Origin of the sequence: Desulfovibrio piger ATCC 29098, assembly GCF_000156375.1 — a bacterium.
Classification (GTDB): domain Bacteria; phylum Desulfobacterota; class Desulfovibrionia; order Desulfovibrionales; family Desulfovibrionaceae; genus Desulfovibrio; species Desulfovibrio piger.
Genome location: NZ_DS996359.1, coordinates 42499 through 51113 on the forward strand (window position 1 = coordinate 42499; position 8615 = coordinate 51113).

Consider the following 8615-nt stretch of genomic DNA (forward strand, 5'->3'; position numbering starts at 1 on the left):
CTGGCCGGCCCCTGCTGCGATCCCGACCGCCTGCCCGCCGGTGAAGCGCGCATCTACGGCGAGCAGGTGCGCTTCATCCCGGCCCATGCCGACCTGCTGCTGCCGCAGGGCTTCACCTGGCAGGGGGCCCTGCTGGGCCGCATGGCGGGCGGACGCCTGCATATGGCGCTCCGTCTGCACTGCCTGCTGCCCGCCGTCCCCGACCCGGCGCACAGTCTGGTGCTGGACGACATCAGCGACATCACGGCCCTGCTCAGCGGCCAGAGCCGCCAGACAGGCCTTGCGGGCAACGAAGCCGCCCTGTGGTGGCGCGACCTGCCCCTGGCCCGGATGATGCTCAAGCAGGGCCGGGCGACCCTCAGTTTCAACTAGGCCCGGCCCAGGATGCCGGACAGGGCCGCAGGCAGGCTTGCCTCTTTACCTGCCTGCGGCTACTCTTGCCCCCACTTTCACAGCGCAAGGAACAGCGCACAGGACAAGGCCGCCGTGACGGCGGCCGTTTCATGCACGCAGAGGAGCGATCATGGCCAAGAAGAAGACTTCCCAGCAGCCCGCGCCGGTCAAGGACAAGCCCCAGGCCCCCGTACAGGATCAGGCCCAGACGGCGGCCCCGGCCCGCGTCACCACCGTTTCCCTCACCACCTGTCTGGTCAGCGTGGTGGTGGCCCTTGCCCTGGGCCTGTGCATCGGCAGCATGCTGCCGGGCTTCATGGACAGCCGTCAGGCCCCCGCTCCCCGGCCCCAGGCCGCCGCTCCGGCCCAGCAGCCCGCCCCGCAACAGCAGGCGGCGCCCCAGCAGCAGGCCAAGGCCAGCCTTTCCCCCGAGCTGAACAGCGCCCTGCTCAAACTGCAGGAAGCCGTGGTCAAGGAACCCAACAAGGCGGAGCACTGGATCAAACTGGGCAACTTCCAGTTCGACAACCAGAACCCCTCCGCGGCCGTCACGGCCTATGAGAACGCCCTGCGCCTGCAGCCCGGCAATGCCAACGTCCTGACCGACCTGGGCATCATGTACCGCGAGCTCCACCGCTTCGAAGATGCCCTCAAGGCCTTTCGCGAGGCGGAGCGCGTCCAGCCCGGGCACCGGAACGCCCTGTTCAACCAGGGCATCGTCCTTTATTACGACCTCAAGCGCAAAGACGAGGCCGAAGCCGCCTGGCGCAGGCTGCTGGCCGCCGATCCCAACGCCCACGCCCCCGACGGGACGCCCGTCTCGGAACTGATCAAGCATCTGCACTGATCCGGATCCGGCTGCCCCGCCCCAGGGCCGGGGCAGCCGGCCTTCTGTGCCTTGCCGTGGTCCGCAGACCACCGGTCCGCTCTTCCTGTCCCTGCTGCTGTCCCGGTATTTCCCGGGGCCGTCTCCCCCGTGGCGGAGATGCCCCTCAAGGTAAAAAAAGCATGACGTACCCCCTTCTTCCCGTACAGGCCGCCTGCCGCAGGCTGGCCCTGATCGTCATCCCGCTCCTGCTCGTCCTGTCCTTGGCCGCCACCTGCCCGGCGGTCCCGACACCGCCCCCGGTCCCCGCGCCCACGCCCGCCCTGCCTGCGAGCCTGTCCGCGGCGCCCCAGGCCTCCGCAACGGGCCAGCTGGGCATCCTGCCCTACCTTTCGGCTTTTCTGGATACGGACGGCGACATGAGCGTGGAAGAAGTGGCCGCGCCGGGCATGATGGCCTCCTTCCAGCCGCTGCATCCCAGGGCCCTGCCCCGCAGCAGCGGCGTGACCTGGCTGCGCCTGGAGATCCCCGCCGCCGGGACGGCACGCGCCGAGTCCCTGATGCTCGACCTCGGCCAGGGCGTCCCGGCCGGGGCCGTCCTCTACACGCCCGACATCGACCCGCTTTCCCGCCAGACCACCTGGCAGGAAAGCCAGGCCAACTGGCGCAATCTGCTGCTCCTGCCCCTGCCCGCTGAAACGCCGCAGGTCTGCTTCATCCGTCTGGACGGGCAGCCGCCCCTCTGGTTCGCGCCCACCCTGCGCAGCCTGGACAATCTGGCGAGCGCGCCGGAAAGCCTGCTCGGCCCCGGCGTCATGCTGGCCTTGGCCGTGGTGATGCTGCTGGCCCTGCTGCGCGGCATCACCGAGCGCGGCCAGTGGCGCTTCTGGACGGCCCTGTATGTGGGCGCCGCCCTGACCCATGCCGTCCTGGGCGGGCCCGATCTCGGCGCCGGCAACATCACGCCCGCCGATGCCGTCAGTGCCATGGCCCCCGGCCTGGCCCTCATGTTCCTGGCCCATCTGGCCCGGCACCTGATGCAGACCCCCAGCCATTCCCGCCTGCTGGACATCCAGTACCTGCTGCTCTCCCTGCCCGGCGCCGTGCTGGCCCTGCTGCCCCTCTGGCCCGACTTCAGCTGGATGGGCCGCTTCCTGCCGCTCTGGCCCATGCTGGCCCTGATCTTCGTGCCCACCACGCTCGGCGCCTGGCTCATGGGCGTTCCGGGCGCCCGCCGCTTCCTGCTGGGCTGCCTCGTGGCCGCACTGGGCGCCGGTCTGGCCGTCCTCGATCTCGGGACGCTGCTCCCGCCCTTCGTCCAGGGCACCCTGCCCCTGTGGGGAACGGCCCTCAGCGCCCTGATCATCGCGGGCATGAGCGCCCCCGGCCGCGAGACGGGCTCTTCCGCCGAGGCCGCCGATCCCCTGGCACCGGGCCGTCCCGCCCAGAACCAGACCATCACGGATCCCAACCTGCGCCTGCTGGATACCGACGGCAACACCCTGCCGCTCATGACCGGCCTCAGCCAGCCCGCCCCCGTACCGGCCACGGTGGAAGCCGAAAGCGCCTCCGCCACGGCCATCCGGCGCCTGGAGCAGGCCCTTGCCGCGCCCCTGCGCGAGATCGTGGAACAGAACCGCCAGCTCGAACAATGCGCCCTGCCGCACGATGCCCGCTCCCGTGTGGAGAGCATGGGCCGCCGTGCCCGTCAGGCCCTGAGCCTGCTGCACGATCCGGCCGGTGAGACGGCCGCGCCTGCGACGCCGTCCCCCACGGAAACGGCCCGCGCCGAAAAGCGCGTCTTCGATCTGCGCAAGACGCTGCGGCAGACCCATGAGACCTGCCGCGCGCTGGCGGAAAAAGCCGGCATCGCCCTGGGCTGGCATGTCCCGGCCGACCTCGAACAGCTTTACGAAGGGCCCGCCGGGGATCTGGAAGACGTCCTGCGCCTGCTGCTGGAAGATGCCGTGCGTGCCTCCAAGGGCGGCAAGGTCCATTTTGCCGTGCGCCGTGTGCCGGACAGCAAGAATCCCGGCCACCTGCTCTTCCAGGTGCGCGACACGGGCACGGGCCTGCCCCCGGAACAGCGTTCCGCGTCGCTCCTGGCCCGCATCTGGGAGCTGTCGTCGTCCCACGGCGGCTTCCTGGGCGTGGAGAGCGGCCCCCGCGGTACATCCGTCATCTTCACCCTGCAGCTGCATCTCCCGGAAGCTTCTGACGATGAGGAGCTGCCCACGGTCCTGGTCTGCGCTCCTGATGCCGCCACCCGCCGCGAGCTGGGCGCCATGCTGCGCGACCTGCCCTGCACCTGCCACGAGACGGGCACCCTGGCGCACGGTCTGGCTGCCGGGGCCCGCAAGGGCCGGACACCGGCCGCCGTGCTGCTGATCTGCGGCCCCGAGGCCTCCGTGGAGGCCGCGCCGCTGCTGCGCCGTTATCACAGCCTTGCCGAAAGGACAGGGCCCTTCGGCGCCGTGGCCCTGACCCCCGACCAGAGCCAGTGGGATGCGCTGGCCCACGCCGGTTTCAGCCATGCCCTGACCCTGCCCGTTGCGGAAGATGCCCTGCGCGAGACCGTGCTCGAGATCCTGGGCAGCCATGACGATGTGGCCGACCTTGGCGCGCCCCTGCCCGAAAGCAGGCAGGCCGAGGCTCCCCTGCCTGACCTGTTCGGCCCTGCCGCGGCACCCCAGGCAGACCAGGGCATGCCCGATCTGCTCCTGTCCACCGATGATGTCCCGCAGCAGACGGCTCCGGCCGCTCCTGCCGCGACAAGCGGGGATCTGCCGGATCTGTTTGCCGCTCCGGCAAACGAAACGGCGCAGGACGAAGAAGAGCCCCGGCAGGAAACGACGGCGGACGCTGCCCCTGCGGCCCCGGCCGATGGCCCGGATAAAGCTGATGAAGCTCCGGCCGCCAGGGCGGATGATGCGGAAGAGCCTGTGGCTGCCGCACCGGCCTCTGCCGACGTGGCGAGCCCCGTACAGGACGAATCCGCCGTAGCTCCCCTGAGCGCTCCGGCCTCCCCGGCCCAGGAGGCAGAAGCCGAACAGCCCCTGCCCGGCGACGATGTGCACGCCGATGCTGCCCAGCCGGTGGAGCCTGCCGCCGCGGACAGCCCTGTGCAGGAAAAGGAAAATGCTCCCGATGCGACTGCAGACGAGGTCCCGGCCGCGCCCACGGCTCCGGCCTTCCCCTCCGTGCCGGTGGCGGAAACGCCCGCTGATGCCATGCCGGAAGCTCCGGTGGAGGCAAAAGAAGAAGCGGCCGCTCCGGCAGACGAAACGGCGCAGGACGAAGAAGAGCCCCGGCAGGAAATGACGGCGGACGCTGCCCCTACGGCTCCGGTCGATGGCCCGGATGAAGCTGATGAAGCTCCGGCCGCCAGAGCGGATGATGCGGAAGAATCTGTTACCGCCGCACCGGCCCCTGCCGACGTGACGAGCCCCGCACAGGAAGGATCCGCCGCAGCTCCCCTGAGCGCTCCGGCCACCCCGGCCCAGGAATCAGAGGCCGAACAGCCCCTGCCCGGCGACGATGCACGTGAGGATGCGGCCGAAGCGCCTGTGGCCGACGCCGCACAGCCGGCGGAGCCTGCCGCCACGGACAGCCCTGTGCAGGAAAACGAAAATGCTCCCGATGCGAGCGCGGACGAGGTCCCGGCCGCACCCACGGCTCCGGCCTTCCCCTCCGTGCCGGTAGCGGAAACGCATGATGATGCCCTGCCGGAAGCTCCGGTGGAGGCAAAAGAAGAAGCGGCCGCCAGCCCCCTTTCCGGTGGCTATGTGAGCCCCAGCCTGCGCCATGCCGGTGAATGGGTCGGCGAGCCCATGCCCATCGGCACACCGGTCAGCCGTCCTGCTCCCCGGCAGGAGGAAACGGCCTCCGCTCCGGTGGAGACCGTCGTCACGGTCCGTCCCCTGCGCCGGGACGTCAGCCCGGACGAGATCGCCCGCAAGCTGGGCAAGCCCAGCCTGGTGCCCACGGACAGATCGGCCCTCATCACGCCGCAGCCCCGCAAGAGCAGCAGCTCCGGCCCCGCCGCCGGAACGCAGCCTGCCTTCCCCGGCGCGCCTGTGGAAGAGGCGCCCCAGGCCGTGCCCGGCAGCAAGGACGTTTCCAGCCTGCCGGACATGACGCCGGACAGCACCACCCTTCTTGCCAGCGGCCGAGAAGAGACCAGCCGGACCAGGGCCGCGGCCAATACCCTGATGCGCTTCCTTTCCCGCTTCCACACGGGCAACAGTCAGCCCCAGGACAGGGAAGAGGAAGACAAGGGCCCGCAGGCCCCTGCCTCGACCGTACAGGAACGGCAGGGCACCCCGCGCCCCATGCCCAAAAAGGAAGCTCCGCGGGAAGATGCGACGGAAACCACGGCGGACATCCCCGTCACGACCAATCCCTGGATAGAGCGCCGGACAGCGCCCCGTCCCGTGGCCCCCACGCCGCGCATGCCCGTGCCGCCCATGCCCCAGCGGCCCCAGCCGCCGGACGATCCCGAGGATCCGTTGCCCGCCCTCATGTGGCGCATGGACAAATATCTGGCGGAGGCCGGTTATGCCCTGGAGCAGCGCCGCCTGCATCTGGTGGCCGATGCCGCCGGGCGCCTGGCCGCCGAGGCCGAAAGCTACGGCTTCCGGGTACTGGGCCGCATGGCCCGCTGTGTGGAAAGCGCCGGACGCGCCAAGGACCTGCAGGCCGTGACCGACCTGCTGCCCGAACTGGCCACGGCGGTGGAACGCCACCGCATCTCCATGGGTTCCTGATGCACATACCGGGGCCGGTCCTGCTGACCGGCCTTTTTCCGTCCCCGGGCCCGGCGCAGGCAGGAGCGGCCCTCTTGCACAAAGGGGCAAGTCGTGCCAGACTAAACCTTCAACGCCCACAAGGGCCATCTCTTATTTTATGCAAGGAGTCCACATGAGTTACGAACGTGTCCTTCTGCCCGTGAGCGGCAAGCATTCCGGAGAACGCGCCCTCAAGGCCCTGAGCCAGGCCAGGAAGCTGGATCCCAAGGAGATCATCCTGCTGCATACCGTAGCGCCCAGCGTGGGGTCCCCCATGCCCAACATCATGCGCGACCAGCAGGACGTCACCGTCAAGGCCGAAGCCCTTCTGGCTCCTCTCGCCGCCGAACTGGACAATGCCGGCATCCCCTATCAGACCGTCATCCGTCACGGTCTGCCCGTGGAGACCATCGTCAAGGCCGCCAAGGAAATGGACGCCGAAGCCATCGTCATGTTCTCGGACGGTCGTGACGACCTGACCGACAGACTGTTCGGTTCCATCACCGAGCATGTGCTGCGCAACACCCCGCTGCCCGTGCTGGTCGTCCGCCAGTAGGCCTTTGCCGCATCCTCGTCATCAAAAAGCCTGTTCCCCGGAACGGGCTTTTTTTGATGCGACGTCCCGGCCCGGGCAGGCTTGCACAAATCGACCCGTCGTGCGACAATGCCTAGTTGAAATGCCCTCTGGGGCAATGTCATCCCAATCCAAGGAGCCCACATGATCTACCAACGTGTCCTCGTGCCCGTGAGCGGCAAAAATTCCGGCGAACGCGCTGCCAAGGCTCTGCGCCATGCCAAGACCCTGTGCTCCGGCGAGATCATCCTGCTGCATGTGACCGAAGCCCTGCCCAATCTGGTGGGCGGCGCTGCCCATACCGAACTGGAACGCTCCAATACCGCCAAAGCCGAGACCCTGCTGTCTCCGCTGGTCGAAGGGCTGAAGAAGGAAGGCGTGGCCTGCCGCTGCCTCGTGCGTGAAGGTCTGGTCGCCGACACCATCGTCACCGTGGGCCATGAAGAAGGCGTGGACATGATCGTCATGTACACCGACGGCCGTGACGGCCTGGCCGACATGCTGGTCGGTTCCATCACCGAACGCGTGCTGCGCAATACCGATATCCCGCTGCTGGCTGTCCGCCGCTAGCGATCCGCCGTGCTGACACTAGGAACTTTAGGCCTTGTGGCAGCGCACCTTCTGTCCTGGGGGGCCGTCTGCCATGCCCTGCTCCACAAGCGCGATCCGCGCTCGGCGCTGGGCTGGATCGTGACGGTCCTTTTTTTGCCCGGTGTCGGCATCGTGCTGTACTGCCTGTTCGGCATCAGCCGTGCCGAAAGCCTGGCGGCCCGCCTCATGCGCAAGATGGCCGCCATCGAACCCGACTACGCCCATCATCCCGAAGTCGTCTGCCACCGCACGGCCATCGCACCGCCGCAGGAATGGCCCCTGGAGATCCTGGGCCGCCGCCTGACGGGCCAGACCCTGTGCAGCGGCAACGGCATCCTGCCCCTGCGCAACGGCAACGAGGCCTACCCGGCCATGCTGCACGCCATCAACCGGGCCAGCAAGCAGGTCTTCCTTTCCACCTACATCTTCCGTGGCGGCAGCGTGGGCGAAAGCTTTACCGAGGCCCTGTGCCATGCCGCCCGGCGCGGTGTGGACGTGCGCCTGCTGGTGGACGGCTTCGGCGGCGCCGTCTATTCGCTGCGCAAACCCTGGAAGCGCATCCCCCAAGCAGGCGGCCAGCTGGCCCGCTTTTTGCCGCCCCGCCTTTTCCCGCCCAGCCTCAGCCTGAACCTGCGCAACCACCGCAAACTGCTCATCTGCGATGATACGGCCTTTACCGGCGGCATGAACATCGCGGACAACCACGTCCTCAGCAAGCATCCCGGCTGCGTACAGGATCTGCATTTCCGCTGCGAGGGCCCCATCGTGGACCAGCTGCGCCGGGCCTTTTTGCTGGACTGGGGCTTTGCCACCGGCAAGTTCGACCAGCGCAGCCTGCCGCCCAGCAGCAACATCATGTCCGGGGACAGTTTGTGCCGCATGGTGCTGGACGGCCCCGGCACCGAGGCCGACCCGCTCAATGACCTGTACTGCGGGGTCATCGGCAGCGCCCAGCATACGGTGCGCATCATGACGCCCTATTTCTTGCCGTCGCACGAGCTCATCGCCGCCCTGCGCAGCGCGGCCCAGCGCGGGGTCAGCGTGCGCGTGGTCCTGCCCGGCAAAAACAACCTGCCCTTCGTCCACTGGGCCAGCTTCCGCCTGCTGCCCGTCCTGCTGGAAGCGGGCGTGCGCGTGTGGTTCCAGCCGCCGCCCTTTGCCCACACCAAGCTTTTGGCCGTGGACGGCTATTACTGCCAGATCGGTTCCGCCAACCTAGACGCCCGCAGCATGCGCCTGAACTTTGAGCTGAACATGGAAGTCTTCGATCCCGAATTCCATACCGCCATGGCCCTGTATATGGACATGACCATCGCCCGCAGCCGCGAAGTGACCCTGAAGGACCTGCAGGAGCGCCACCTGATCCTCAAGTTGCGTGACGCCGCCTGCTGGCTGTTCTCGCCCTATCTGTAAACGACAATACACCCTCTGCGGGCCGCCATCC

Annotated in this window: 5 protein-coding genes and 1 pseudogene; all 6 read left to right on the forward strand. The window is 68.6% G+C overall.

Annotated elements, in window-relative coordinates; all coding sequences use genetic code 11:
* Positions 1 to 372 (forward strand): annotated as a pseudogene (locus DESPIG_RS06955) (RsmB/NOP family class I SAM-dependent RNA methyltransferase); the annotation flags it as partial.
* A gap of 151 nt (positions 373 to 523) precedes the next feature.
* A complete protein-coding gene (locus tag DESPIG_RS06960; protein ID WP_006006738.1) occupies positions 524 to 1240 on the forward strand; it encodes a tetratricopeptide repeat protein in 717 nt (238 codons plus the stop codon).
* A 161-nt stretch (positions 1241 to 1401) separates the two neighbouring features.
* The gene (locus tag DESPIG_RS12875) at positions 1402 to 5985 is read left to right on the forward strand and encodes a sensor histidine kinase (protein WP_006006739.1); all 4584 of its coding nucleotides are present in this window, start codon (positions 1402 to 1404) and stop codon (positions 5983 to 5985) included.
* Between the two features lie 154 nt (positions 5986 to 6139).
* The gene (locus tag DESPIG_RS06970) at positions 6140 to 6562 is read left to right on the forward strand and encodes a universal stress protein (RefSeq protein WP_040369644.1); all 423 of its coding nucleotides are present in this window, start codon (positions 6140 to 6142) and stop codon (positions 6560 to 6562) included.
* A 162-nt stretch (positions 6563 to 6724) separates the two neighbouring features.
* On the forward strand, positions 6725 to 7150 hold the full coding sequence (locus tag DESPIG_RS06975) for a universal stress protein (protein WP_006006745.1): 426 nt from the start codon (positions 6725 to 6727) through the stop codon (positions 7148 to 7150).
* Between the two features lie 36 nt (positions 7151 to 7186).
* Positions 7187 to 8584 (forward strand): phospholipase D-like domain-containing protein, encoded by a 1398-nt coding sequence (locus tag DESPIG_RS06980; RefSeq protein WP_006006748.1) that lies wholly within the window; start codon positions 7187 to 7189, stop codon positions 8582 to 8584.
* Positions 8585 to 8615 lie beyond the last annotated feature (31 nt).

What these genes read in the sequence shown, in the direction of transcription:
- DESPIG_RS06960 (WP_006006738.1), top strand. Translation starts at nt 524, where the DNA reads ATGGCCAAGAAGAAGACTTCCCAGCAGCCCGCGCCGGTCAAGGACAAG.
- DESPIG_RS12875 (WP_006006739.1), top strand. Translation starts at nt 1,402, where the DNA reads ATGACGTACCCCCTTCTTCCCGTACAGGCCGCCTGCCGCAGGCTGGCC.
- DESPIG_RS06970 (WP_040369644.1), top strand. Translation starts at nt 6,140, where the DNA reads ATGAGTTACGAACGTGTCCTTCTGCCCGTGAGCGGCAAGCATTCCGGA.
- DESPIG_RS06975 (WP_006006745.1), top strand. Translation starts at nt 6,725, where the DNA reads ATGATCTACCAACGTGTCCTCGTGCCCGTGAGCGGCAAAAATTCCGGC.